Genomic DNA, 23,343 nt, shown 5'->3' on the forward strand with positions numbered 1-23,343 from the left:
TCCATGGATCCCGTGTCGGCCCTGAGGCGGATCGCCTTCCTCCTCGAACGCGGCCAGGGCGCCACGTACCGCGTACAGGCCTTCCGTACCGCCGCCGCGGCGATCAAGGACATGCCGCCGGACGAGGTCGCGGAACGCGCGGCCGTGGCCGGGCGCCTGGAATCGGTCAAGGGGATCGGCCCGAAGACCGCACAGGTGGTGCGCGAGGCACTCGCCGACCAGGTGCCGGGCTACCTCCAGCGCCTTGAGTCGGAACTGGAGGCCGCGGCGCCGCTCGCGATGGGCGGCGACGACCTGCGGGCCGCGCTGCGCGGCGACTGCCACATGCACTCCGACTGGTCGGACGGGGGCAGCACCATCGACGACATGGGGCGTACGGCCGCCGAGCTCGGCCACGAATGGGCCGTGCTCACCGACCACTCGCCGCGGCTGACCGTCGCGAACGGGCTGACCGCCGAGCGGCTGCGCAGCCAGCTGGAGGTGGTGGCCGAACTCAACGAGCGCTGGGCGCCGTTCAGGCTCCTCACCGGCATCGAGTGCGACATCCTCGACGACGGCTCCCTCGACCAGGAGGACGAACTGCTCGACCAGCTCGACGTCGTGGTCGTCTCCGTCCACTCCAAGCTCCGGATGGACGCCGCCGCCATGACCCGGCGCATGGTCGCGGCCGTCGGCAACCCCCTGGCCGATGTGCTGGGGCACTGCACCGGACGCCTGGTCACCGGGCGCGGGCGGCCCGAGTCCGAGTTCGACGCGGACGCGGTCTTCGCCGCCTGCGCGGAGGGCGGCACCGCCGTGGAGATCAACAGCCGCCCGGAACGGCTGGACCCGCCGCGCCGCCTCTTGACCCGGGCCGTCGAGGCGGGCGTCCTGTTCGCCATCGACACCGACTCCCACGCCCCGGGCCAGCTCGACTGGCAGATCTACGGCTGCGCGCGGGCCGAGGAGTGCGGCGTCCCGCCGGAGCGGGTCATCACGACCTGGGCGATGGAGGATCTGCTGACCTGGACCCGGAGCCGCGAGGCCCCGGCGGGATGAGCGGGCCTGGACGAGAGGGCCCGCATGCGAGAGCCGGGGCGTTCACCCAGTGCTGGGTGGAGCCCCGGCTCTCGCATCGAGTGGGTTCAGCCGCGGTCGACCCCGGCGTCGCGCATCGCCTGCTCGGTCCGCTCCTGCTCGTCATCGGCATGCTGCTTGTCGGCGCGCCCGGAGATCTGCTGTCTGGCCTCGGAGGCCTTCGCCCTGGCCTGTTCGGCGGCCTGCCGCGCCTTGTCCTGGAAGTCTTCGGCCTTGACCATGGAGATTCACTCCTGCATGTGGGTGGGGTGTAACCCCTTCACCGTGGCACGCCCCGTCACCCACCGCACGCCAAGAAATCACACAGCGTGATGGTCGGTGGCGTACCGCCAGAAGTCATGCATCAGGGCGGCCGGGGTCGGCCCGGTCATCTCCACCTGGCTCAGCAGGATGGTGACCTCGCCGGTGGCCGGAACGACATAGGCCGCGGTACCGGTGCCGCCGACCCAGCCGTAGCGCCCCGGCACGTTCCACGGCTCGACGCGCTCGATGTCGACCGAGCCGCCGAATCCCCAGCCCTGGCCCTGCAGGAACAACGTTCCGGCTGCGCGCTGCGCGGGGGTCAGATGGTCGGTGGTCATCTCCCGCACCGCCTCGGGCGAAAGCAGCCGTCGCCCCTCGACGGTCCCGCCGCCGAGCAGCAGCCCGGCGAAGGCGTGCAGGTCGTCGACGGTCGACACGAGCCCGCCCGCGCCGGACGGGAACGCGGGCGGGGTGCTCCACTGCCCGTCGGGGGCATCGACGAGCTCCAGACCGCCCGACGGAAGGGGCCGGTAACAGCTGGTGAACCGGCCCAGATCGCGAGCCGGCACCGAGAACCCGGTGTCGGTCATGCCGAGCGGTTCGAAGAGGCGCTCGGCCAGGAACTCGGGCAGCGTACGCCCGGAAACCCGGGCGATCAGGACGCCCTGGAGGTCGGAGCAGAGGTTGTACAGCCAGGCCTCGCCCGGCTGGTGCAGCATCGGAATACGGGAGAGCCGCGCGAGCCATTCGTCCGGCGCGGGCACTGACTGCGGGCGCGGGGGAGCCTGGTGGAGCTCGCTGAACAGTGGCGCGACGGCCGGCAGGGAGAAGTCGGACGGGAAGCCGTACCCGGCACGGAAGTCCAGCAGATCGGCCACCGTGATCGGCCGTTCGGCGGGGACGACGTCGTCGACGGGGGAGAGCGGCGTACGGACGACCATGGGCGAGGCCAGCTCCGGCAGCCATCGGGCGATCGGATCGCCCAGCGCGATCCGCCCGTCGTCGACCAGCATCATGACCGCCGCGGCGGTCACAGGTTTGCCGATCGAGGCGATACGGAAGATCGAGTCCCTGGTCATCGGGGAGGTGCCGCTCGTGTCCTGGGAGCCGGTGACCGCGCGCTCCACGCGGTCACCACGGGCCACCAGGGCCACGGCGCCCGGCACCGTCCCGTTGTCGACGTAGGTGTCGAGGATCTTCTGCAACGCGCTCATGGGCCCACCTTCTGGAAGTCCGTCGGAAGGGAGACTCCCTCTGGGCCAGAAAATCATCGCTCGTCGCCGTGCGCCGTGCGCCGTGGGGTGCACCCGGCGCGACCACCAGTCACGTGAAGTAGCCCCGCCGACGCGGGGAAACGGTGAGATCCTGGAACCGGGATATTTCGCCCCGAGGAGGCATCTCATGCGTAAGGTCGCTGACTGTCGGGAGTACCCGAGCGATTCGAATTGCAGCCTGACGATCTCCGGTACGGAAGAGGAAGTCGTCCGGGCGGCCGCCGAGCACGCCGCATCGGTGCACGGCCACACCGACTCACCCGAACTCCGCGAAGAGGTAAGGAAGATGCTGAAGGACGAGGCCACCGTCTAGCGCCCGCCCCAGCAACCCGGACCAGGATCGACCATCCCTGCGGGCCGTTCCAGGTAGGCGTCTGGCCCCGCGCCCCGAGCGGACCCGACTGGGCCCGAGTGGACGCGGGCGGATCCGAGTGGTCAGAGCTCCGCCGCAGGTGGCGTAGGGTGGTGTTCACCGACGCGGGGTGGAGCAGCTCGGTAGCTCGCTGGGCTCATAACCCAGAGGTCGCAGGTTCAAATCCTGTCCCCGCTACGAGAATTCGGCCCCCGGCACTCAATGTGCCGGGGGCCGAATGCGTGAGGTGGCAGCCCGCGGGTATGCCTCCTCGACCCGGCAATCTGTGGGGACCCTGTGCGTCGGGCTCGCTGGGGTGGGTGTGCGCGGGGGCGTGTGCGCTCGGCGGGCTGAGGGTGTGTCGATGTCCGGGTTCTGTTACGCGTTGAACCACCCGCGTCGGCCGGTGCGGATGAGGTCCAGAGTGTGGGTGTCTGGCAGCGAGAAGCGCCGGACATTCGCACCGTCGGACGGTCGCGCAGCCCGCTGCCCACCGTCCTGAACTGGGGGTTTCCATGTCCGCACGTTCCATATCCCGTGTCTTCGCCGTCCTCGCGGCCGGCGCCGCACTCGCCGGCGCCACGGCTCTGCCCGCCACCGCCTCCGCTCCGCGCTCGCCGATCACCTTCGGTGCCATCCAGTACGACAGCCCCGGCAAAGACGACGGCTCGCAGCGCAGCCTCGACGCCGAGTGGGTCACCGTCACCAACACCGGTCGCTCCACCGTCAACCTGAAGGGGTGGACGCTCAGCGACCGCAGCCACCACGTGTACACCTTCGGCGGCTTCACCCTGGGCGGCCACGCCTCCGTACGTGTTCACACCGGGATCGGCCGCAACACCCGTACCGACGTGTACCAGAACCGTCGCGCCTACGTGTGGAACAACACGGGGGACACCGCCACCCTGCGCGACAACCACAACCACGTCATCGTCACCAAGTCCTGGGGCCGCCACTGATCCCGCCGTGCACCAACTGGTGGACGCACAACGGTAGTTGACGCGGCCGGCACACCTCGGGGAGGGGAGTGCCGGCCGTCGCTCTGCCCGTACGTTCATGCCTCTGGCCTCGGAAAACGGAACCGACGCACCCCGCCGCCCATCTTCTCGGGCGACGTTTGGCCGCGGGTGGGGCTCTCGGGGTGCTCGGGGCCTTCATGAGGGTGGGGTGGGGAATGTTCGCTGTAGGTGGGGCCTTCGGGGTGGTGTTCGGATGTGTGGGTCTGCTGTTCGCCGTGGTGGGCATCGGGGCACTGGTCTGGGTGGTCCGCAAGGTGTCGGAGCACAAGCGCACCCTGCGTGAGGGGGTGATGGCGCAGGCCCGCTGTCTGGAGGCCTATGTGGTGCGCACCCACCGTTCCGATGGGCCCGTGCACCACCAGCGCCGTCTGATCGTCGGGTTCCGTGCGGGCGACGGGCGTGATGTGCGGGTACGGGTGACATCACAACAGCCGTATGTGACGGGCGACCCGGTGGCGGTGCGCTATCTGGCGAACCGCCCCGAGCGCGCGGTCGTGGACGAGGCGCCGACCGGTATCGGGGCGGTGTCGTGCCTCTTCGGCGGAGCCATGGTGGTCTTCACCTGCGTGGGCCTGTTCTTCGCCGCGATCGGCTTCGGCGCGGCCGTGTTCCTGGGTGCCTCGGCCGACGACGGTGGTCCGGTCCCCCTGCCGGACCCGTATCTCACCGCCGGGCCCTGAGAGCCCGAGTCTGCCCCGATCGGTCCGGGCGAGGGACTCCGATGTGGGCGATTTCTGGTGTGGGGGAGGGCGGTGGGATGATGGCGCGATGTCTGATCGTGTTGTTGTTGCCGCTTGTGACGGGGCCTCGAAGGGCAATCCCGGCCCTGCCGGATGGGCCTGGGTGATCGCCGACGCGGAGGGGCGGCCGGAACGCTGGGGCGCGGGGCCACTCGGCACCGCCACCAACAACGTCGGCGAGCTCACCGCCCTGGAGCGGCTCCTCGAAGCAGTCGACCCCGGCACCCCCATGCAGGTGCGCATGGACTCCCAGTACGCCATGAAGGCGGTCACACAGTGGCTGCCGGGCTGGAAGCGCAACGGGTGGAAGACCGCGGCGGGCAAGCCGGTCGCCAACCGTGAACTCGTCGAGCGCATCGACGAGTTGCTGGCCGAACGGGAGGTGGACTTCGTCTATGTGCCCGCGCACCAGGTGGGCGGCGACCCGCTGAACGCCATCGCCGACCAGGCCGCGAGCGACGCGGCCACCACCCAGCGCGCCGCCGGCACGGCGCTCGGCGACCAGGAGATGCCGGTACCCGCCCCGGCTCGCGCCAGCACGACGCGGGCCAGGCCCACCGCGCGCAAGACGTCCTCCGCGGCCAAGTCGCCTGCCTCGGGCGCCGGTTCGGGCAAGCCGCGGACCATCAAGGCGAAGTTCCCCGGACGCTGCCCCTGCGGCCGGCCCTACGCCGCGGGCACTCCCATCATGAAGCGCGAGCAGGGCTGGGGCCACCCGGACTGCAGCCCTGTGGTGTGAGGCACGGGGCTGCCACGTCACCTGTCCGGTCGGTGGCGTCGCGTGTGCCGGCCGAGGCGGCACCGCGCGCCGGTCAGTCGGTGGCCACGGGGGTGACGGCGTCCTCCCCCTTCTTGACGTCGCTGTCCGCCCGCTCTGCGGACGTGTGGGTGTCGCCGCTCTCGGGAGCCGTGTAGAACACGGACCGGTTCTGTCGGGTGCGCTGAGCCTGCCCCTTGGCCACGAGGTTTTCGAGGGTGTTGCGCACCACGGTGCCAGCGATGCTGCGGCCGGGGTGCGCGTCGGTGAGACCCGCCGTGATCTCGGCCGCGGAGCGCGGCTCACCGCTCTGCGCGAGGTGCGTCGCGACGAGCTCCCGCAGGGTGGGAGCACCCCCGGACGCCTTGGCCTTGGCGGCGGGCTGCGCCTGCTTCTTGGCGGCGCGACCTGCGGACTTGGAAGCCGAACGCGCCTGAGGGATGCGCGGGACGGAAGCCCCGGCGGCCTTCTTGGACGCCTTGCCCGGTGCGGGCACGGCAGGGGTGCCGATGGCCTGCTGCATGGAGGCGAGCAGGGCGTGGTTGTTCTCCAGGACGCTCAACTGCTCCTGGAGCGCACTGATCTGGCCGGCGATGTGTTCGCGTTCGGCGACGTTGCTGTCGAGATCGCTCTGGATCTGGGCAGCGTACTGGGACTGGAGCGTGGTGCTGTCCGGCACGAGTCGTTCCTCCGGGGGCGTGTGCGTACGTGATTGGTGCCGGATGTTACGCGCCTCCTCTGTGTAGGGGCACCCACTTGACAGTAGATGAGACCGCTCAGGGTGAATGAATCCTGCGGGCAACCGCTCTGCGGGGGCACGCCGAGTAATGTCGAGCCCTGAGATGAGGGCGTTTCCACCCCCGCTCGCTTCCCGGTCCCGATGTGCTTCGGGGGTCGGATGGTGTTGTGTGAGCCCGGCACCCATCTGCGAGGCGCAAGGTGTGGGGCGCTGTCACACCTCGGCGCCCAGGTTCAGCTGGCGGAGCGTCATTCCGGTGTCGTGTACCGGAGTTCCCGCTCGCCCAGGGTGCGCCGCACACATGCCGCGACCACACGACTGAGGCTTCCGGTGCGGGCGAGCAGCTCGCGCTGAAGGCGGGCGCCGTTGCCGCGGGCGAGCAGTTCCGCGGTTGCCTTGTGGGCCCAGGCGAAGTCCCCGCTGTCTTCGAGCGCCTCCCGTACGTGGTCGAAGAGCGCCCGTATGACGACGCGTGCGGGGGTCGGCCGCATGGTCAGCGGGTGCAGCAGGTCGCCGTCGAGCCCCGAGCGCGCGGCCCGCCACGCGGCGAGCCGCAGCAGCTGCACCCCGTGCCCCAGCGGCGGCCGCCCCCTGCGCCAGTCCCGGGCGGCGGTCTCGACCAGCGCGCGGACCAGACACGCCACGAGCAGCGCGGTGGTGGCCTCCAGGCACACATCCGCCACGCGGACCTCCACCGTGGGGTAGCGGTGGGAGAGCCGGGCGTCGAAATAGATCATCCCCCGGTCGTGCACCACCCCGCTCGTCACCATGTCGTCGACCTGGGAGTGGTAGCGCTCGGCCGAGCCGAAGACACCCGTCGGACCGGACATGGGCCACCGCCCCCACACCCTGCTGCGGTAACTGCTGTACAGGGTGTCGTTGCCCTGCCAGTACGGCGAGTTCCCGCTCAGCGCGGTCAGGACGGGCAGCCACGGCTGGATCCGGTCCACGACGGCGACGCCCTCGTCGTCCGATGCGACCGACACATGCACGTGGCATCCGCAGGTGAGCTGTTCCTGGGTCGTCAGACCGAACTGCTCCTCCATCCACTGGTAGCGGCGGCCCACGTTCACGGCGGGCCGGACGGGCAGGGGAGAGGTCGCGAGGGCGACGACCGCCGCTCCGGCTTCGGCCGCGTGCCGGGCCGCCTCGTGGCGCCAGTGCACGATCTCCGCGCCGAGTTCTTCCATGTCCGTCTGCGGCCGGGTCCCGAACTCCAGCTGCTGACCCTGCAGTTCACGCGCGAACGTGCCCTTGGCCGGGCCGTCTTCGCCGGCGGCGCTCTTGGCCAGCCGGGCCAGCACCTCCGAGGACAGGGCACACGGCTGCCCGCTGCCCGGATCGACCAGGAGCAGTTCCTCTTCCACGCCTACGGTGCGCAAAATGACGCTCCCATCCTGTCCGGGCGCCCGTCGGGCGGCACGGAAAACGGCCGGGGGCACCAGCATGCACGGCCGGTGCCGCCCGCGGCTCCCGGTGAGGGGGCCCTCTTTCGGTCACACCCGGGAGGGCCGGGCACCGCCGGCCCCAGCGGCTGCCGCGGCAGCTCTGCCGTCACTCGGGTCACGGTCGCGCTGCCCGGCCTGACACGCCACCGACCGGGGGGAATCCCCGGCGGGCGGGCGCCCGGGCGGTATTCCTTGGGGCGCGAGGCACGGGCGCTGGCTCCGTCGCCCTCGCGCCACCGGACGAAGTGCCACTTCATCAACCGCCACCACATGGGCCCCGACCACATGGACCCCCAGCACACGGCCCACCACCACACATGAACGTCGCACACCACGCGAACGTACGTACGGACGTAGGAGATCTGCCGATGCGCGTAAGACTTGCTGCCGCCGGGGCCGTTGTCGCCGCCGGAGTCCTTCTCGGTGCGGCTTGTGTCCCGGCCGCCGCCGCCTCGAACACCCTGTCCGCCGATGAGACCGGGACGGTCTCCACGGACGGCACCGTCACCCTCTCGGGCACCTACCGGTGTTCCGTCCCCGCGGGGTCCGGTCCGGTCTTCGTGGCGAGTACGGTGCGGACCGGCGACGAGGGTCACGGCATCGGCGGCACGTCCGCCAGGTGCGACGGCGCCGAACACACCTGGGTCAACCAGGGCAGGGTCTCGGGCGGGACACCGGTGGCGCCCGGGTCGGCCAAGGTCGAGGCGACCCTGGTGCAACTGAACACCCGCAGCGGCCTGCCGCTGCCCGCCATCCTCGCCGCCGACTGGCACGCCGTGGACCTGCGCCCCGCCAAGGACTGACGGCTGCTCCCCACGCCGTTCCGGCACCCCCGACGTCTGGGATCGCTTCTGGTTGCCTCCGCAAGTGTGCGAGCGGTGAGTTTCGGACATACCTGCATTCATGGGGTGCGGGGGTGCACTGTCCCTTTAAAACCCTCGTTCGAGGGCGGGGAAAGTCCTCTGCCGACGGGGCTCAACTTCTGTAATTCATCCGGCCGTTGCCCTGATCTGGCCGTTGATTTTCTTGATCGTCTGTCAGGATGGCGCAAGAAACGACCGAAAGTGTCCTGTTTGTTTTGACTCCTGATCGTCCTGCGGTGAAGGTCTCGTGCATGTCCCCTTCGTCCCGGGCCGCTCCCAGTGGCCTGCTCCGTATGCGCGATTTCCGATTGCTGCTCGCCGGAGCGGCGGCCGGGCAGGTCGGCGCCCAGGTCACCCTGGTCGCACTGCCGCTGGTGGCCGTGCTCGAACTCAAGGCGCCCGCCTTCCAGGTGGGACTGCTCACCGCCGCCGAGACCGCCGCGTTCCTGCTCATCGGACTGCCCGCGGGGGCCTGGGTCGACCGGATGCGCAAGCTGACGCTGATGATCCGCGCCGACGCGGTCCGCAGCCTGGCCATGGCCAGCGTCCCGCTCGCCGCCGCGGCGGGCGTGCTGACCATGGCCCAGCTGTACGTCGTCGCCCTGGTCGTGGGCGTCGCGACCGTCTTCTTCGACGTCGCCCACCAGAGCTATCTGCCCCAACTCCTGCCCAGGGAGCACCTGGTGGCCGGCAACGGCGCCCTGGAGACGGTGCGTTCCTCGGCGCAGGTGGCCGGCCCCGGGCTCGGCGGCGGCCTCGTACAGCTCGTCGGAGCACATCTGGCGATCGTGGCCGACGCCATCGGCTACGCCGTCTCCGCCCTCTTCCTCCTCGCCATCCGCCGCCCCGAGAGCAAGCCGGAACCGGTCCCCGGCGCCTCCCTGCGCAAGGAGGTCGCGGAAGGCCTGCGCTTCGTGCTCGGCCACCCGCTGCTGCGCGTCATCGCGGGTACCACCGCGCTGGGCAACTTCTTCACCGCGATGCTCATGGCCACCCAGACCATCTTCCTGGTCCGGGTCCTCGACCTGCCTCCGGCCGCCATAGGCGTGATGCTCTCGGCGTCGGCCGTCGGCGGACTCGCCGGCGCGCTCTGCGCGGGCCGCCTCGCCGCTCGCTTCGGCCAGGCCCGCATCATCTGGCTGTCGGCCCTGGCCACCGGCCCGTTCGCGCTGCTGTGGCCGCTGTCCGGCAAGGGCCTGGCCGCCGCGCTCTTCGCCATCGCCTCCGGCGTGGTCTTCTTCGGCGCCGTGGTCTACAACGTCGCCCAGGTGAGTTTCCGTCAGACTCTTTGCCCACCACGCCTATTGGGGCGGATGAACGCCACCCTGCGCTTCATGATGTGGGGCACCCTGCCGCTCGGCGCACTCGTCGGCGGCGCCGTCGCGGACGCGTCCGGCGCGCGCGCGGCCCTGTGGATCTGCGCGATCGGCTTCCTCGCCGTGCCGCTGCCGCTGCTGCTCTCGCCGCTGCGCCGGATGCGCGATCTGCCCGAGACCGCGCGCACCGAGGACGGCGCCCGGCAGGACGCGACGCCGGGACACGACGAGACCGTCCCCGTCGCCTGACCCACCGTCCTTCAGGGCAACTCCCCTTGGCTGCACGCCAGTTCAAGCCCGCGACCCCCCGCCCCGAGAGTTCCCAACCCCGAGAGAGGATCACGTGCTCCCCAGCATCACGGGCCAGTATCTGGCTCGCTACCAGCGCCTCGGCGCAGGTGACCCGGCGGCCGGACTGCTGCCCGTCACCGGGGCCCAGCGGCGCTTCCTGCTCGTACGCGCCCTGGATCCCGCGGGCCGCGCCGACATCGTCCCGATGTTCTTCGCCTTCCCGCGCGGCACCGTCGACGAGGCACGGCTGCGTGCCGCCGCGAACCACCTGGCGGCCCGCCACCCCGTACTGCGCTCGCGGCCGTGCGTCGTGCGTGGCACGCCCGCGCTGCGGCCCGAACCGGCGGACGTACCGCTGGAACACGTCGACCGCGCACCCGGCGAGGGTGCCGAGGACGCGCTGCGCCGGACGCTGGCCGGCTGGCCGGCCGACGGCCCGCCCCTGCGGCTGTTCCTCGCCGACGGCGGCCCGCACGCCGAGGAGGAACTGCTCGCCGTCGTCCTGGACCACACCGCCTGCGACGGCCAGTCGCTCGCCCGCATCGTCGAGGAACTCGGCGACGCCTACCGCGCCCGCCTGGGACCGGACGACCTGTCGCCCGCCGAGGTGGCCGCCGAACTCGCCGCCTACCGGGACGCCGTCCTGCGCCAGCTCGACGCCGAGGACCGCGCCGCCTCGCCCCGCGCGCTCACGTACTGGGGAGAGCGGCTGCGTACGGTCCGCGAGCAGGCCCCGCTGCCGGGCTCCCGGCCCATATCCGCCGAACTGCCCACCGGAGCCGTGGAGTTGAGGCTCCCATCACCCGCCGGAGGCGTCCCCTTCCCGGCGCTGCTCGACGCCTGCCGGGCGGCCGCCGGAGCCCTGTTCGGGACGGGGCCCGTGGCTCCCGTCGGCTACCCGTGGGGCGGCCGCCCGGCCGGAGCCGAGCCCGTGCTCGGCTGCTTCCTGAACACCGTGGTCTTCCCCGCCGACACGGGCAGCGCCCCGGCGCCGGAGGTGACCGCCACCGACTGGTGGGACGACCTGGACCGCGCCGACACCCCGTTCGACGAAGTCGTGCGGGCGGCCCGGGCGGGCGGATCAGCCTGGTCCGGTCGGCTCGACGGGCTGCTCACGGTGGACGACGCCCGCCATCGAACCCCGCTGAGGCTCGGCGGGACGGCCGGCCGCGAGGTGCACATCGGCGGCCGGCAGGTCCGCGCCCCCTTCGCCGTCGCCGCCACCCAGGGCCCCGAACTCCACCTCCGCATGGTGTGGGACCGCTCGGTCCTCGACGACACCGCGGCCGAAGACGCCTTCGCGGCCCTGTGCGCGGCACTGCCCGCCGAGGCCCCGGCCCACTGAGCCCGGCCCGACCCGTCTCCCACGCGGACAACGCGGGACGACCGCGTACCCCCTGAACCCCCAGCATCCGGCCGTGCCGCGCGATCCGCGGACCGGCCGGCGCGCCGCCGCGCGGGCGCACGAACGCGCCCCGCGCCACCCGACCCGACAACCCAAGGGATCGCCCATGCTCCCCCTCTCCTCCTCGCAGGAGATCGTCTGGCTGCACGAAGAAGTGCAGCCGGGCAGCCGCGCCTACAACTTCACCGCCTCCCTCGACCTGTGGGGCACCCTCGACGTCGAGGCCCTGCGCAGCGGCCTCGCCGCCACGCTCGCCCGCCACCCGGGGCTGCGGCTCGAACTCGTCCCCGTGGCGGGCGCGATGCCCGGCCAGCAGGTGGCCGACGTCTGCCTGCCGCGGCTGCGCACCGTGGACGTCACCTGGGAGGCCGACCCCGAGGCCGCCTTCGACAAGCTGCTGCGCATCGAGGCGGAGACCCCCCTCGACACCTGCGAGGCGCCCCTGCTGCGCTGGACCCTGGTCAAGCTCGCCGAGGACCGGCACCGGCTCATCCACGTGGAACACCACCTGATCCACGACGGGCACTCCTTCGCGATCCTCCTCGGCGACGTCTTCAGCGTCTACCGGGCCCAAGTGCTGGGCGAACGAATAGAGTTGGGGACGCCCAGCTCGTACGCCGACCATGTGCGCGCCCGCGCCGGGGACGTTCGGGCCAAGGAGCTGAGCGCGAGCTTGGAGTACTGGTCCGAGGCGCTGCGCGACGCCTCGTTCGACATGCCGCTGCCCGGTCTGACCCGGCCCGGCGCGCGGCGCCGCCACCACGGCGGTCAGCTGCGCCAGTCGCTCGGCGCGGACCTCGCCGAGCGGCTGCGCGCCCACACCCGCGAGCGCGGACTGACCCCGTTCGCCACCCTCCTCGGTCTGTTCGCCGAACTGTTGCGGCGCCACAGCGGTCGCAGCCAGATGGTGGTGGGAACCGCTGTGGGCAACCGGCCGCGCGGCTTCGAGGACGCCGTCGGCATGTTCGTCAACACCATTCCGCTGCGACTCAACCTGGACTCGGGCGCTCCGGCCGAAGACGCCATGGACGAGGTGACCGACACCCTCATCCGCGCGCTCCCGCACCAGGAAGTGCCGGTCCAGGAACTCACCCGGGCCCTCGGCCTGCACACCTCGGGCGCCGACAACCCGCTGTTCAGCGTCATGTTCAGCGCCCACGACGCGGCCCTGCCCGAAATCGACGTGCCCGGCCTCGACATCACCCTGTTCGAGGGATTCAACACCGGCACCACCCGCTTCGACCTCGACGTGGTGCTGCTCCCCGACGACCGGCGCGGCGTCAGCCTCCGTCACGGCGCGGCCGGCATGACCCTCGTCTGGGACTACGACGCCGACCTGTTCGGCGAGGACGTGGCGAAGCTGCTCGCCGAGCGCTTCCTCGACCTGCTGCGTGCCTACCTCGACGCGCCCGCCACCGCCCTCGCCGACCTCGCCCTCCCCTCAACTCACGTGGAAATAGCCCATGTTGGGGTCGTGGCGCCGACCCGCGACCCGCTCGACCCGGCCACCACCCAGGACCCGTCCCTGCCCGCCCTCCTCATCGGCGCCCGCCGCCTCACCTACGGGGACCTCGATGCGCGGGTCACCGCCCTCGCCGAGCGGATGCTGGCCGCCGGAGTGACCGCCGGCCAGCCCGTCGCCGCGGTGCTGCCCCGCGGCGCCGACTCGGTGGTGACGCTGCTCGCCTGTCTGCGGACCGGCGCGGTGTACTGCCCGCTGTCGCCGTCCGACCCCGCCGCCCGCCTGGAGCTGCTGCTCGAACGCCTCGGCCCGGCACTCGTCCTCACCGCCGAGAACAGCCCGGTGCGCATCCCCGAGAGCCTCCCCAGCGCCGAAGTCGGCGCCGCCACACTGCCGTCCGCCCGCGCGGCGGAGCTCGTGCCGAACGCGGCGTACATCATCCACACCTCCGGCTCCACCGGCATCCCGAAGCCCGTCGCCGTCGGGCGGGACGCCCTGATCAACCATCTGACCGGCGCGGCCGAGCGGTTCGGGCTCGCGGCCGGAGACCGGGTGCTCCTGTTCGCCCAGCCGTCCTTCGACGTCGCCCTCGAAGAGGTGCTGCCCTCGCTGTACGCGGGCGCCTGCCTGGTCGTACCCGAGCAGGACGTGCCGACCGGCACCGAACTGGCGCAGCTCCTCGCCGCCGCCCGGGTCACCGTGGCCAACCTGCCCACCAGCTACTTCCTCGCCACCCGCGAAGACCTGCTGCCGGTGCTCAAGGAAGGCCGCTGGGCGCCGCGCCTGCTCGTACTCGGCGGCGAACGCATCCCCGCCGACGTGATGAGCGCCTTCCTCGACGACATCGACACCGAGCTCAGCGTGCTCAACGTGTACGGCGTGACCGAGGCGGCGATCAGTTCCACCGTGCACGAGATCACCCGGGACAGCCTCGTCGAGGGCGCAGAGATCCCGCTCGGCGGCGAACTGCCCGGCGAGCGGATCCACGTTCTCGACGAGGGCCTGCGACCGCTGCCCACCGGCGCGGTCGGTGAACTGGCCATCGCGGGTGCCGGGCTGGCCGAGGGCTACGTCGGCAACCCGCAGGCCACCGCGGCTCGCTTCGTCACCGTCGAAGCACTCGGCGGCGAACGCGTCTACCTCACCGGCGACCTCGGCTACCGCGGACAGGACGGCCTGCTCCGCTTCCTGGGCCGCCGCGACAACCAGATCAAACTGCGCGGCTACCGCATCGAACTCGAAGAGGTCGAGGCCGCCGCCTCCGCCGCGCTCGGCGGCCGGTCCTGCGCCGTCGTCCTCGACGAGGAAGCCAGTGGCGGACCCCGCCTGGTCGCCTTCCGCGAACGCGCCGACGAGGTCGAGGAGTGGGACGAGCAGGCCCTGCACGCCGAGCTCGGCACCCGCCTGCCCAGTGCCCTCGTGCCCGGCCGCTGGGTGCTCCTCGACACCATGCCGACGCTCGCCGGAGGCAAGCCGAACCGGGTGGCACTGGCCCGCATGGCCACCGAGCTGACCCCGGCCGCGCCCGTCGAGGAAGCGGCCCCCGGGACGGACCCCACGCTGTCGGACGACCCGGCCGTCGCGCTGCTCGCGCAGGGCTGGCGCGAGATCCTCGGGCACGACCGCTTCGAGGAGAGCTCGCACTTCTTCCACATCGGCGGCCACTCGCTGCTCGCCGCGCAGCTGGCGGCCTGGCTGGAGCCGCGCCTGGGCGAGCGTCCCTCACTGCGCCTCCTCTTCCAGCACCCGGTCCTCGCCGACCAGGCCCGCGCCCTCGTCGAAACCGCCACCCCCGCCCTCGCCATGCCGAAGGAGTCCTGATGACCGAGCAACTGATGGACCGTCAGGAAGCAGACCACGCGAACGCCGCCCTGAGCGTGCTGCACGGCGCGCCCCTTCCCAGGGCCGCCGAGGCAGGGGTGTTGTCGCGCTACGAGGAGTGGGTGCGGCGCTCCCCAGGGGCCCCCGCGGTGATCGACGGGGAGTGTCGGTGGACGTATGCGCAGCTCGACGAGGCGGCCGAGGCGGTCGCGAAGACGCTGGCCGACCGAGTCCGGCCCGGCGACCTCGTCGGGGTCTGCCTGGACCGTTCGGCGGCCCTCGTGATCACCGCGGTCGCGCTGGCCCGGATCGGCGCGGTCTATCTGCCGCTCGGTCCGCGCCCGGGTGAGCGCCGCATCGCCGCGGTCACCGAGGACATCGGTGTCGTCTGCCTAATCGGCGATCCCGAAGTCCTGGTGAAGCGTCAGGAAGCCGTCGAGCACGTCGAGTTGCCGCTGTCCGGCGAAGGCGCCAACGCCGCCTCCTCGGTCGTCGCGGCCTTCGGCCCGGTCGCACCGGATGCCCGGACCGCCCCGCCCGAGGCCCTGTACGCCGTGCTCACCTCGGGCTCCACCGGCCGCCCCAAGGCCGTCGCGGTCGCCGAACCCGCACTGGCCGCACTCCTGGACTGGTACCGCGCGGTAACCGGGCTCGCCCCCGGCGACCGCCAGTCCCTGCTGATCGGCGTCGCCTTCGACCCGCACCTCCTGGAACTGTGGGGCGGCCTCACCTCCGGCGCCGCCCTCATACCCGCGCCCGACGACGTCCGCTGGGACCCGGCCGCGCTCACCGACTGGTGGCGCGACGCCGAGGTCACCGTCGCCGTGTCGGCGACCCCGATGATCGAGCCGCTCCTGGACCGGCCCTGGCCGCAGGACCTGAAGCTCCGTCACCTCATGGTCGGCGGCGACCGGATGCGCCGCCGCCCCGGCCCCGACGTGACCGCCACCGTGCACAACGCCTACGGCCCCGCCGAAGCCACCGTTGTCACCACCGCCCACGCCATGCGGGCCGACGACGCGGACGTGCACGTGGACGCCGCGCCACCGATCGGCACCCCGATCGCGGGCGCGACCGTGGCCGTCACCGACGCCGACGGCACAGTCCTGGCCCGCGGCGAGGACGGCGAACTGCGCATCGGCGGAACCTGCCTGGCCCTCGGCTACCTTGATCCGGAGCTGACCGCGCGCCGCTTCACCGCCGCGCCGCCGGAGCTGCCGGGCGTGGACCGCATGTACCGCACCGGTGACCGGGTGCGCATGCTCGACGACGGCCGGCTCGTCTTCCTCGGCCGCCTCGACGACCAGGTGAAGATCAGCGGAGTGCGCATCGAACCGGCCGAGGTCGAGGCCGCCTTCGAGCACGACCCCGCCGTCCGCAGCGCGGTGATCACCGCACCCCGCGACGCCGAGGGCCGCGCCCGACTCGTGGCGTACGTCCTGCCGACTCCCGGCGCCACCCCCGCCGCCGACGAACTGCTCGCCGGCGTACGGGCCTGGCTGCCCGAGCAGGCGGTGCCCTCGACGGTGCGCGTCGTGGACGCCTTCCCGCTGGACTCCAACGGCAAGGTGGACCGGCCCGCCCTCCTCAAGCACGCCGAAGAGGCACCCGCGGTCGCCGCGACCGAGGCCACCCTGCCCGACGACGCGACCGCCGACGAGCGGCTCGTCCTCGCCTCGGTCCGCGACCTGCTCGGCCGCCCCGAGACCACCCTGGAGGAGAACTTCACCGACGCCGGAGGCACCTCCCTGCTCGCCGCCCGCCTCCTCGAAGTCCTGGAGAGGGAGACCCAAGTCCGGTTGCGCGCTCCGGAGTTGCTGCGCCAGCCCGACCTTCGGGCGATCGCCGCCGTCATCGACAAGCGCCGCAGGGCGGGGTCCTGACGTGCCGAACCCCAAGCCCCACCTCGACGACCGGAAGGAAACGACCGTGACCGTGGCCCGGACCGGCCTGCCCGCCCTGGTGGCGCGGCACGCCGAACACACCCCGCACGCCCTCGCGGTGGCGGACGGCGACACCACCCTGACCTACGCCCAACTGGCAAGCGCGGCACGCAGGTTGGCATCCCACCTCCACGAACAGGGCGTGCGCCCCGGCGACTTCGTGGCGCTCCTGATGCCGCGCTCGGCCAAGGCCGTCGTCGCTCAGCTCGCCCTGTGGTGGGCGGGCGCGGCCTGCGTGCCCCTCGACCCGGCGCACCCCCGGCCCCGTACTGCCGCCATGCTCGAAGACTCGGGCGCCACGCTCACCGTCGGCGACAGCAAGCTCCTCGAAGCCGCCGGAACGCCGGGCGCCACCCTGGCCCTGCCCGGCGACGAGCAGCCGGCCGGCGCGGAGCTGCCCGGCGACGGGCCCGGCCCCGACGACACCGCGTTCGTCATGTTCACCTCCGGCTCCACCGGCCGCCCCAAGGGCGTAGCGGTCCGCCACGGCGCCATCGCCGAACTCGTCACCGACCCGACCTACGTCACCGTCACCGCGCGCGACCGGGTGCTCCTCCACTCGCCGGCGACGTTCGACGGCTCCACCTTCGAGGTGTGGTCCGCGCTCGCCAACGGCGCGGCCGTAGTGGTGTGCACCACGGAGCGGCCCTCGTTCGAAGACCTGGCCAAGGAGGTGGAGCGGCACGGCGTCACCGTCGGATTCTTCACCACGGCCCTCTTCCACCAGCTCGCCGCGCGCCGCTCCCGCGTCTTCTCGCAGCTGCGCACCGTCGTCGTGGGCGGTGAGGCGATGGCCGCCCAGCCCGCCCGCGCCGTCCTGCGCGCGTTCCCCTGGATCGAGCTCGTCAACGGCTACGGCCCCACCGAAGCCACCACCTTCGCCACCACCCACCGCGTCACCGACACCGACTGCGACGGGCCCGTGCCGATCGGCCGCCCCATGGCCGGCGCCACCGCCCACATCCTCGACGAAGCGGGCCTGCCCGTCACCGAGGGCGCCCGCGGCGAACTGTGGATCGGCGGCAGCCGCCTGGCCCACGGATACACCCGGCAGCCCGAGCTGACCGCCGAGCGCTTCGTCGAGCACCCCACGTTCGGCCGCCTCTACCGCACCGGCGACCTCGTCTCCGCCCGCCCCGACGGCGCCCTCGACTTCCACGGCCGCACCGACGACCAGGTCAAGGTGCGCGGCTTCCGCATCGAACCGGGCGAGATCGAGCACGCGCTGCGCGAGCAGCCGGAGGTGGACGACGCGGCCGTCACCGTACGCCGCCCCACCCCCGACGACGCGCGCCTGGCCGCCTTCGTGGTGGCGGCACCGGGCCCGGTGCCCCGCCCTGACACACTCCTGGCCCGCCTCACCGCCCTCCTTCCCGCGCACCTGGTCCCGGCCGAGCTGACCGTCGTCGACCGGCTGCCGCTCACCACTTCCGGCAAGGTCGACCGCCGGGCGCTCGCGGACCTCGCCACGGCCGCCGAGACCATCGGCGCCGCCGAGCCGCTGACCCCGCTCCAGCAGGCCGTCGCCGACGTGTGGAGCCGCTCGCTGGGCTGCGAAGTCACCCGTCCCGACGCCGACTTCCTCGACCTGGGCGGCCACTCCCTGCTCGCCCTCGTCGTGGCCGAAGAACTGCGCGAAGACCTCGGCGTCGAACTGTCCCTCGCCGACTTCTTCACCGCCCCCACGGTCGCCGGACACGCCGCCCTGGTCGAGCGCGCCCTGCTCGCCGCCCACACCGATCTGCACCCCGACGCGCCCGAGGACACCGATGGCCACTGACACCTCCGCCGCCCTGCAGGAAGAGCTGCTGCGCAAGGCCCGCGCCCGCGCCGCCGGCCGCAGTGCGACCCCGGCGCCCGCAGCCGCCCGCGACACCGGCCCCGCCCCGCTCACCCACGCCCAGCGCCGCATGTGGCTGATGGAACGGCTCGGCCAGAACAGCGCCCAGTACAGCGTTCCGTTCGCGACCCGGCTGCACGGCCCGCTCGACGTGGACGCCCTCGGCTCCGCGCTCACCGAGCTGGTACGCCGCCACGACATCCTGCGCACCCGTTACGGCCGCAACGGCGAAGAGCCGTACCAGGAGCCGCTCCCCGCTCCCGAGAGGATCGAGGTGAGGGTGGTCGAGTCGGCGGGCGACGGCGCCGACCTCCTGACCGAGGAGGCCCGCCGCGCCTTCGACCTGGCAGCGGACACGATCCCGCGCGCCCTCGTCCTGCGACACGGGCCCGAGGACCACACCGTTCTCCTGACGTTCCATCACATAGCCATCGACGGCGGCTCGTTGGAGACCGTCGCCGATGAGATCGCGGCGTTGTACGAAGCCGCGGCGGACGGCCGCCCCCACACGCTGCCCGAGCCGCCGCAGTACGCGGACTTCGCGCGCCGCGAGCACACCGACGCGGCTCGCCTCGACGACGGTCTTGCCCACTGGACCCGCCGTCTCGCCGGAGCCACCCCGCCCCGGCTGCCCCGGCCCGCCACCCTGCCAGCCGACGCGGCCGAACACCCCGCCGCCACCCGCGCCACCGAGCTCGGCGAGCAGGTGCTGCCCGCCCTGCGCGAGCTGGGTCGGGAGCGCCGGGCCACGGTGTTCACGGTGGGCCTGGCCGCAGCGTTCGCCGCGCTGCACCGCCTCACCGGCGAGCTGGACCTCGTCATCGGCTGCGCTGCCACACATCGCGAGGGCCAGGCGATGCGCGGCCTGGTGGGCCTGTGCGTCAACACCCTTCCGGTGCGCGTCGACCTGTCCGGCGACCCCGCCTTCGCCACCCTCGTCGAGCGCGTACGCGACGCGCTGCTCGAAGCGCAGCAGCACCGCGACGTGCCGTTCGACCTGATCCTGGAGCGGCTCGGCGCTACGGCCCGGGGCGACGACGGCACGGCCCTGGTGCGGGTCACCTCGGACGTCGTCGGCGAGCAGACCGCCCTGCGACTGCCGGGACTTGAAGCGCATCCCGTCGAAGTCGGCGTGGGCGAGGCCAAGTTCGACCTCACGTTCGGCCTGCTTGACGCGGACGCTCCCGCGAGTCTGGTCCAGTACGGCCGGGCGGCCCTCGACGAGGAGGCGGGCCGGGACCTGGCCGCGTCCTTCGCCGAACTGCTGACCGCCGTGGCGGCCGACCCGCAACTCCGGCTCTCCCGGTTGCCCGGCCGGCTCGCCCAGCCGCAGGCCGCCGCGGGGCACCCGGCCGAAGTCCGGTTGAAGGCCCACCCCGAGATCGCCGACGCACACGTACCGCACCCGGCGGGCGGCCCCCTGCTCGCCTACGCCGTACTGCGCCGCACCGGCGGCCCCTCACCCGCCCAGCTGCGCGCCCACCTGCGCGCCGTTCTCGGGCGTGAACTGGTCCCGGCCGCAGTGGTGTTGCTCGACGCGATGCCGCGTACGGCCGACGGCGCGGTGGACGCGGGGAGGCTTCCTTCGGGCCCTCGTCCCGCAGCGCCGAAGAGCCCTCACCTCGAAGCGGTGACGGAGGCGTTCGCGAGCCTCCTCGGCCAACGGCCCGGCCCGGACGAGGACTTCTTCGCGCTCGGCGGGCATTCGCTGGCCGCGGTCCAGCTCGCCGAGCGCCTGCGGTCCGCTCTCACGCTGCCGCTCGTCGGCCTCGACGTCATGCAGACCCGTACGCCACGGGCCATCGCGGACCTCCTCGACGCGCGTGCCGCGGAGCGGGCGACGGCCGTCGCGGCAGCCGCCTCCACCACCCGTCCGCGCCGGGTCCGCGAGGGTACGGTCCTGGTCACCGGCGGCACGGGCGGCGTCGGCGCCTTCGTCCTGCGCGAACTGGCCGCGCAGGGACGGCCGGTGCTCGCGCTCGCCCGCCCCGAGTCCGCGCACCTGGTCGGGGGCGACGGCGTCGAGGTGATCGAAGGCGACCTCGGCGATCTCGACAGCCTGCGCGCCGCCGTCGAAAGCGCGGACGCGGTGATCCACGCCGCGTGCACGTTCACCCGCCCCGAGGTGGACGTGGCCGCGATGCGGGCCATGGTCGACGCCTGGCGCGGCGGCCCGTTCGTCTTCGTCAGCAGCGTGGACGCCTACGGGAGGCCCGCGAGCGGACAGGTCGCGGAGGAATCGGCGTCGCAGGCTCCGTTGAGCGCGTACGGACAGGCCAAACTCGACTGCGAGCGGCTCCTGTTGAGCGCGGCGGGCACCGAGGGGCGCGGCGGCGCGAGTGCCGTGCGCTCGCCCATCGTGTGGGGAGCCCATGACCGACTCCGCGACCAACTGCGCTGGGGTGCTACGGGGTTGCTGTACCAGGCGGCCCTGGCCGGCCGGCCCATCGGCCTGCCTGCTGCCGGCGCCGGCGGGCACGACTGGTACGGGGCGCCGTGGGTGCACGCGGCCGCCCTGGCCCGCGCCGTGACCGCCTGCCTCGACGCGCCCGTCCATGGCGTGGCCAACGCGGTGAGCGGGCACGTGGCCTGGTCCGACCTGACCGCCGAGCTGATGACGCTGCTCGGCAGCGACAGCGTCATCACGTTCGAGGACGAGGTGCACCGCGACCTCGACCACCGCTGGCACTATCGCGCGGACCGGCTCTCGACGGCCCTGCGCCCGGCGGCGGGTGAGGAACTGCATGCGGTGCTCACTTCGATGATCAAAGGCATGGAGTCGTAAGTAGCGCCGTCCATACGGCAGTTGTGGCGCCCGCGGCACTTGAGTACGTCCGTACTGGGGTGCTTGCGGGCTCCGCACCGGCCTCGCGCGAGCCGGGTGGGCCCTTCACCAGGAGGGCCTGGTCGGCGGCCCGGGTTCGCTATCGGTGACAGGTGAAGATGCCCCAGCTCAGACGCCCCTCACGACAGGCATCCACCCACAGCGGCAGATTCTCCAGGAGGCTCTCCACATAAGCCGGGCTGATGACGTCCCGCAGTTCCGTGGCGCGACTCCGGGTCTCTTCGGTGAGCCGGAGATAGTGGGTGAGCAGCTGGTCGCTACGATCGTCGAACTCGACGTGGGGCAGGCCGAGTTGGGCCAGCTGGTGGAGATAGAACGACGGCGTGGCGAACTCCTCCACACCGAGGCGGGCCACCACCGGGCGCAGCGCCTCGGCCGGCGCGGAATCGGCCGCCATGAGGTCGGTGAAGACCAAGGCGCCCTGCGGCTTGAGGACCCGAACGGCCTCGCTGAGCAGCCGCTCACGGTCCCCGCTGTGACAGAAGGCCTCCTGCGACCACACGACGTCGAACCGCTCCGCCGGGTAGGGAATGTCCTGGAAGGAACCGGCGACCACCTCGATGAGCCCGTCGAGCCCGCGCTCGGCATTGGTCTTGCGGTGCCGGTCGTTCTGCCCCTCGCTGATGTTCAGCGCGACGACCCGGCAGCCGAACTCGGCCGCCAGATGGCGGGCCGGGCCGCCGTATCCGGACCCCAGATCCAGCACCGTGCAGGCGGGTGTGAGCCGGTCGGCGATCTTCGACGCCGCCGTCTCGACCGTGCGCCGGGAGGCAGCGGCGACCGGCTCCCGCTCGTGGGTGTAGATCCCGGTGTGGATGTCCTCGCCACCCCAGACCTCGGCGTAGAAGGCGTCGACGTCGCTCGTGTCGTAATAGCGGCGTGCCGACTCGGCGGCACCGGCCGTGCTCTCTTGGCTCATCGCTGCTGTCCTTGCCTTGCTGTTGCGCTGGCGCTTACGCGGTCGTCCACGTCTGCTGAAAGTGACGTTAACCGAGCATTCCGCCGAGATCAGGAGGGCCAATTCGGCCACGCGGGCCGGCCGTGGAGAGCTGTCGGCCGAGGCGCGCCGGGTGCGCCGAGCCATGTGGCGCGGCCACATGGGTGAGACGGCTATGGCGCGCGGCCACATGGTGGCCAAGCATATGTGGCCTGCGCACATGGCTCGGGTAGGTCGGCGACCGTTCCGCTGCGTACAGTTGTCGGCTGACCATCGGCCGGCCACAGATGTGTGGCCGACTCTGCTTCACCCGCCAGGAGTTCACGTGCTTTTCCCGCGCACCCGTCAGTCCACCCGCGGCACCGGCCGGCCGACGCCTTGGAGAGCCGCCACGGCCGGCGCCCTGGTGCTTCCGTTGGCGCTGCTCGCGTTGGAGATCCGGGCCGGGTCGCCGGCCCAGGCGCGCACACACGAGTCGGCGAAGGGCGGGCAGGGCATCGCTGCCGAGGCTGTCGCGCGGGGCACCAAGGCGCCGCTCGAAGCGACGGTCTCGGAGGGGCAGGTGAGGGAGGTCGCCCCGGGCGGTGTCATCACGTACCCGAGTGTCACCAGCTGCCTGACCGTGACGGTCCGGCTGCGCGGCGGCGGCCTGGTGGGTGCGCACGCCAGCCTGTTCCAGGTGCCGGGCGAGCTGCGTTCCGACGAGATACTGCCCGCTCTCAAGGCCCTCGTCGGCGGTCGGCCGGTGACCGCGATCGAGGTCAGGGGAGCGGTCGGCGCCTGGCACCCGAGCTACTTCACGAAGGCGATCGAGAGCTACGGCGACGGGGAACAGGTCCCGGTCCCGACCGGCCAGGACCTCGACGGCATCGCCCGCAGCGTGGCCGACGGGCTCGGCCGGGCCCGCCACATCGTGACGGTCCAGGACGTGCCCGACGGCGACCAGATCATCCGCTGACCCGCGCTGTTCT

At 72.6% G+C, this 23,343-nt stretch carries 18 protein-coding genes and 1 tRNA gene; 14 read left to right on the top strand and 5 right to left on the bottom strand.

What is annotated here, in order from left to right; all coding sequences use genetic code 11:
• Nucleotides 1–3: 3 nt before the first annotated feature.
• A complete protein-coding gene (locus tag ADK54_RS18685) occupies nt 4–1,038 on the top strand; it encodes a PHP domain-containing protein (RefSeq protein ID WP_053726781.1) in 1,035 nt (344 codons plus the stop codon).
• Nucleotides 1,039–1,124: 86 nt separating this feature from the next.
• On the opposite strand, the gene ADK54_RS46080 is transcribed toward ADK54_RS18685, so the two are convergent.
• Entirely contained in the window at nt 1,125–1,298 is a 174-nt protein-coding gene (locus ADK54_RS46080) for a hypothetical protein (protein WP_159047836.1), read from the bottom strand.
• Nucleotides 1,299–1,376: 78 nt separating this feature from the next.
• Nucleotides 1,377–2,534, bottom strand: a complete 1,158-nt coding sequence (locus tag ADK54_RS18690; protein ID WP_053726782.1) for a serine hydrolase domain-containing protein — start codon at nt 2,532–2,534, stop codon at nt 1,377–1,379.
• A gap of 187 nt (nt 2,535–2,721) precedes the next feature.
• Between ADK54_RS18690 and ADK54_RS18695 the strand changes: the two genes are divergently transcribed.
• The 5 genes from ADK54_RS18695 to ADK54_RS18715 all read left to right on the top strand — a co-directional run bounded on the left by ADK54_RS18695 (nt 2,722) and on the right by ADK54_RS18715 (nt 5,444).
• The gene (locus tag ADK54_RS18695) at nt 2,722–2,907 is read left to right on the top strand and encodes a DUF1059 domain-containing protein (protein ID WP_053726783.1); all 186 of its coding nucleotides are present in this window, start codon (nt 2,722–2,724) and stop codon (nt 2,905–2,907) included.
• A gap of 163 nt (nt 2,908–3,070) precedes the next feature.
• Nucleotides 3,071–3,144: transfer RNA gene (locus ADK54_RS18700), tRNA-Met, on the top strand.
• A gap of 317 nt (nt 3,145–3,461) precedes the next feature.
• Nucleotides 3,462–3,905 carry a lamin tail domain-containing protein gene (locus ADK54_RS18705; protein ID WP_053726784.1) on the top strand — a complete coding sequence of 148 codons (444 nt, stop codon included), beginning with the start codon at nt 3,462–3,464 and terminating at the stop codon, nt 3,903–3,905.
• A gap of 215 nt (nt 3,906–4,120) precedes the next feature.
• Complete coding sequence (locus ADK54_RS18710) at nt 4,121–4,645, top strand: DUF3592 domain-containing protein (protein ID WP_053726785.1); 525 nt, start codon at nt 4,121–4,123, stop codon at nt 4,643–4,645.
• Between the two features lie 88 nt (nt 4,646–4,733).
• Nucleotides 4,734–5,444 carry a ribonuclease H family protein gene (locus ADK54_RS18715; RefSeq protein WP_053726786.1) on the top strand — a complete coding sequence of 237 codons (711 nt, stop codon included), beginning with the start codon at nt 4,734–4,736 and terminating at the stop codon, nt 5,442–5,444.
• A 73-nt stretch (nt 5,445–5,517) separates the two neighbouring features.
• Here ADK54_RS18715 and ADK54_RS18720 read toward each other — a convergent pair whose 3' ends face one another.
• Entirely contained in the window at nt 5,518–6,141 is a 624-nt protein-coding gene (locus tag ADK54_RS18720; RefSeq protein ID WP_063802006.1) for a hypothetical protein, read from the bottom strand.
• A 308-nt stretch (nt 6,142–6,449) separates the two neighbouring features.
• On the bottom strand, nt 6,450–7,583 hold the full coding sequence (locus ADK54_RS18725) for a glutamate--cysteine ligase (protein WP_053726787.1): 1,134 nt from the start codon (nt 7,581–7,583) through the stop codon (nt 6,450–6,452).
• A 434-nt stretch (nt 7,584–8,017) separates the two neighbouring features.
• Here ADK54_RS18725 and ADK54_RS18730 point away from each other — a divergent pair, with 434 nt between their 5' ends.
• The 7 genes from ADK54_RS18730 to ADK54_RS18760 all read left to right on the top strand — a co-directional run bounded on the left by ADK54_RS18730 (nt 8,018) and on the right by ADK54_RS18760 (nt 21,375).
• Nucleotides 8,018–8,452, top strand: coding sequence for a DUF6299 family protein (locus tag ADK54_RS18730; RefSeq protein ID WP_053726788.1), 435 nt, complete (start codon nt 8,018–8,020; stop codon nt 8,450–8,452).
• A gap of 353 nt (nt 8,453–8,805) precedes the next feature.
• Nucleotides 8,806–10,077, top strand: a complete 1,272-nt coding sequence (locus tag ADK54_RS18735; RefSeq protein ID WP_107090562.1) for an MFS transporter — start codon at nt 8,806–8,808, stop codon at nt 10,075–10,077.
• Between the two features lie 94 nt (nt 10,078–10,171).
• Nucleotides 10,172–11,464 (top strand): non-ribosomal peptide synthetase, encoded by a 1,293-nt coding sequence (locus ADK54_RS18740; protein WP_053726789.1) that lies wholly within the window; start codon nt 10,172–10,174, stop codon nt 11,462–11,464.
• 166 nt (nt 11,465–11,630) lie between these two features.
• Nucleotides 11,631–14,807 carry a non-ribosomal peptide synthetase gene (locus ADK54_RS18745; RefSeq protein ID WP_053726790.1) on the top strand — a complete coding sequence of 1,059 codons (3,177 nt, stop codon included), beginning with the start codon at nt 11,631–11,633 and terminating at the stop codon, nt 14,805–14,807.
• Entirely contained in the window at nt 14,807–16,690 is a 1,884-nt protein-coding gene (locus ADK54_RS18750) for a non-ribosomal peptide synthetase (RefSeq protein ID WP_234392125.1), read from the top strand. Before ADK54_RS18745 ends, ADK54_RS18750 begins: the two co-directional genes overlap by 1 nt.
• Nucleotides 16,691–16,736: 46 nt before the next feature.
• Nucleotides 16,737–18,530, top strand: a complete 1,794-nt coding sequence (locus ADK54_RS18755) for a non-ribosomal peptide synthetase (protein ID WP_234392126.1) — start codon at nt 16,737–16,739, stop codon at nt 18,528–18,530.
• Complete coding sequence (locus ADK54_RS18760) at nt 18,520–21,375, top strand: condensation domain-containing protein (protein WP_053726792.1); 2,856 nt, start codon at nt 18,520–18,522, stop codon at nt 21,373–21,375. The genes ADK54_RS18755 and ADK54_RS18760 overlap by 11 nt, the downstream gene beginning before the upstream one ends.
• A gap of 139 nt (nt 21,376–21,514) precedes the next feature.
• Here the strand turns inward: ADK54_RS18760 and ADK54_RS18765 are convergent, their stop codons facing one another.
• Nucleotides 21,515–22,354 (bottom strand): SAM-dependent methyltransferase, encoded by an 840-nt coding sequence (locus tag ADK54_RS18765; protein WP_053726793.1) that lies wholly within the window; start codon nt 22,352–22,354, stop codon nt 21,515–21,517.
• A gap of 343 nt (nt 22,355–22,697) precedes the next feature.
• On the opposite strand from ADK54_RS18765, the gene ADK54_RS18770 reads away from it, so the two are divergent.
• Nucleotides 22,698–23,330 carry a hypothetical protein gene (locus ADK54_RS18770; RefSeq protein WP_234392127.1) on the top strand — a complete coding sequence of 211 codons (633 nt, stop codon included), beginning with the start codon at nt 22,698–22,700 and terminating at the stop codon, nt 23,328–23,330.
• Nucleotides 23,331–23,343 lie beyond the last annotated feature (13 nt).

It is taken from the genome of Streptomyces sp. WM6378, from assembly GCF_001279695.1.
Taxonomy (GTDB): domain Bacteria; phylum Actinomycetota; class Actinomycetes; order Streptomycetales; family Streptomycetaceae; genus Streptomyces.

Coding starts and splice junctions, on each gene's coding strand:
- ADK54_RS18685 (WP_053726781.1), top strand. CDS start 4: ATGGATCCCGTGTCGGCCCTGAGGCGGATCGCCTTCCTCCTCGAACGC.
- ADK54_RS46080 (WP_159047836.1), bottom strand. CDS start 1,298: ATGGTCAAGGCCGAAGACTTCCAGGACAAGGCGCGGCAGGCCGCCGAA.
- ADK54_RS18690 (WP_053726782.1), bottom strand. CDS start 2,534: ATGAGCGCGTTGCAGAAGATCCTCGACACCTACGTCGACAACGGGACG.
- ADK54_RS18695 (WP_053726783.1), top strand. CDS start 2,722: ATGCGTAAGGTCGCTGACTGTCGGGAGTACCCGAGCGATTCGAATTGC.
- ADK54_RS18705 (WP_053726784.1), top strand. CDS start 3,462: ATGTCCGCACGTTCCATATCCCGTGTCTTCGCCGTCCTCGCGGCCGGC.
- ADK54_RS18710 (WP_053726785.1), top strand. CDS start 4,121: ATGTTCGCTGTAGGTGGGGCCTTCGGGGTGGTGTTCGGATGTGTGGGT.
- ADK54_RS18715 (WP_053726786.1), top strand. CDS start 4,734: ATGTCTGATCGTGTTGTTGTTGCCGCTTGTGACGGGGCCTCGAAGGGC.
- ADK54_RS18730 (WP_053726788.1), top strand. CDS start 8,018: ATGCGCGTAAGACTTGCTGCCGCCGGGGCCGTTGTCGCCGCCGGAGTC.
- ADK54_RS18735 (WP_107090562.1), top strand. CDS start 8,806: ATGCGCGATTTCCGATTGCTGCTCGCCGGAGCGGCGGCCGGGCAGGTC.
- ADK54_RS18745 (WP_053726790.1), top strand. CDS start 11,631: ATGCTCCCCCTCTCCTCCTCGCAGGAGATCGTCTGGCTGCACGAAGAA.
- ADK54_RS18750 (WP_234392125.1), top strand. CDS start 14,807: ATGACCGAGCAACTGATGGACCGTCAGGAAGCAGACCACGCGAACGCC.
- ADK54_RS18760 (WP_053726792.1), top strand. CDS start 18,520: ATGGCCACTGACACCTCCGCCGCCCTGCAGGAAGAGCTGCTGCGCAAG.
- ADK54_RS18765 (WP_053726793.1), bottom strand. CDS start 22,354: ATGAGCCAAGAGAGCACGGCCGGTGCCGCCGAGTCGGCACGCCGCTAT.